Here is a 2,025-nt window from a genome sequence, read left to right on the forward strand (position 1 = left end):
GGGTATTCAAAGTTTTTTAGGGTCTTTACTTTTTAGGGTCTTTCGTTCGGGTTCTTCAGTAGGGTCTTTCAGTAGGGTCTGGTTTTAGGGTTTATCGTGAGGGTTTGAACCTATATTTATAATAAAAACAGGGTATGTTAGCTCGTATTGCACAAGCTAATCTACCCTGTTTCTTTTTTGTCCTGCCTTATTTATGATTGTTTTGCGGAAATAAAATTTCAAAGGAGGACAAATGAATAATATCACAGATTTACTAGACCTTGAAGACTCTGATATAAAGATTTCAGACATTATTATTGAAGGTCAAACCAAAACTCTTATTATCGAAACTCCACCTGTTGCCAGCTATTGTCCAATCTGTGGGTTTCGCATGCACTCTCGTGGTGTAAAGAAAAGGACTATTAACCATCCCATTCTTCAGGATGGTTATTCCTTGATTCTACTACTCAAACAGCGCCGCTGGCGTTGTTCCAATCCAGACTGTCTGTATGAAGTTAATGAATCCTTCCGCTTTGTTAACAAGGGACGTAGAACTACAAATGCAACTGACATGCTCATTGTAGAGGCATATCGAAATCTTTTAGAAACATCCGCATCTATCGCTAAAAGATTCCATATGTCTGACACATATGTGCATGAGATCTTTGACCGTTATGTCAAGCTGGACAGGCTTCCTCTTACAGATGCCATTTCCATTGATGAAGTTCACCTAGATATGGATGATGACTGTAAATACGCATTGGTCATCCAGGATTTCCATACCGGTGACCCCATTGACTTGCTTCGCAGCCGAAGAACTTCCGTAACGGAACCGTACTTTGTCTCAATCCCTGCAACAGAACGGAATCAGGTAAAATACCTTATTTCCGACATGTACAATCCTTATATTGCCTATGTAGAAAAGTACTTCCCCAACGCAGTCCCTGTTGTTGATTCCTTTCATGTAATTCAATGGATTACACGCTCTATTGACAATTACATACGGCAGCTTCTAAAAAAATACAGGCAACGCGACCGTGAATATCAGGACAAGCTTTCCTATGAACAGCAACGACCTGTTTCACTTCCGCCATCAGACGAAGTATACCTTCTGCAAAAATACAGATGGTTAATTCTGTCCAATCAGTCCAACATCCGGTACCACAGTGACCCTCGCATGGATTCTCATTTTCATGTATTAATGAACACCTATGATTACGAAGATGCTCTCTTTCGAATTGATCCAAACTTGAAAGATTTTCGAGACTTAAAAGAGATGTACGTACAGTTTAATTCGCGAAACGGCGGAAATCCACTCCTTGCACGGAATGAATTAAAAGAATTGATTCAGACATACAAAAGCTCCCGGTTTGAAATATTTCGTGACTTTGCATCTTTATTGAAAAAATTCGAAGACCCTATTGTTAATTCATTTATTATGGTCGAAAAAATCGGGAACGGCAAAATTTATGATGCACGTTTATCTAATGGTCCCATCGAATCCATTAACCGCAAAGTAAAAGATTTAAAGCGACTGGGCAGAGGCTTCCGCAACTTTGAGCACTTTCGCAACAGATTTCTTTTTGCAACCAGACAAACACCGGTGCTTAATGGAATCACTGATTATAACCCTGTAACTTATTATGAAGAAGATGATTTTTAGGAGGAAACCCCATGGAAAACTACTGTGCATTTAGCAAAAACCACACTTGCCTTAAATGGCTTGACTACGTAATAACACGTCAAGAACTAGAGGAAGCAGACTCTCTCTGTCACGGAAACTGGATAGAGATTCAACGCAAGAACCAATACATTCAGACCCTACAGGAGATTCTGGACAGCAATCACATCTCATTCCCCGATGAAATATAGTTTAATTTAATAAAAGGTCTGGCTACCCAGCCAGACCCTCATAAAAGACCCTCACGAAAGACCCTAAAACCAGACCCTATCGAAGAACCCTAAAAAACTATGCTTTTTTTAATGCCAGACCCTATCGACAAACCCTAAAATAGATTGGCAAACCCTAAAGAACTTTGATTATCC

Annotated in this window: 2 protein-coding genes; both read left to right on the forward strand. The window is 39.7% G+C overall.

Annotation, left to right across the window (positions count from 1 at the left end):
* The first annotated feature begins 232 nt into the window (after positions 1-232).
* The gene (locus ACZMIG_RS14695; protein WP_015569873.1) at positions 233-1,642 is read left to right on the forward strand and encodes an ISL3 family transposase; all 1,410 of its coding nucleotides are present in this window, start codon (positions 233-235) and stop codon (positions 1,640-1,642) included.
* A gap of 11 nt (positions 1,643-1,653) precedes the next feature.
* Positions 1,654-1,851 carry a mobility-associated LCxxNW protein gene (locus ACZMIG_RS14700; RefSeq protein ID WP_015569874.1) on the forward strand — a complete coding sequence of 66 codons (198 nt, stop codon included), beginning with the start codon at positions 1,654-1,656 and terminating at the stop codon, positions 1,849-1,851.
* The last annotated feature ends 174 nt before the right edge of the window (positions 1,852-2,025 follow it).

This window comes from Xylanibacter sp., from assembly GCF_057607445.1.

Excerpts from the sequence above, each read along its gene's own strand:
- ACZMIG_RS14695 (WP_015569873.1), top strand. The coding sequence starts at position 233 with ATGAATAATATCACAGATTTACTAGACCTTGAAGACTCTGATATAAAG.
- ACZMIG_RS14700 (WP_015569874.1), top strand. The coding sequence starts at position 1,654 with ATGGAAAACTACTGTGCATTTAGCAAAAACCACACTTGCCTTAAATGG.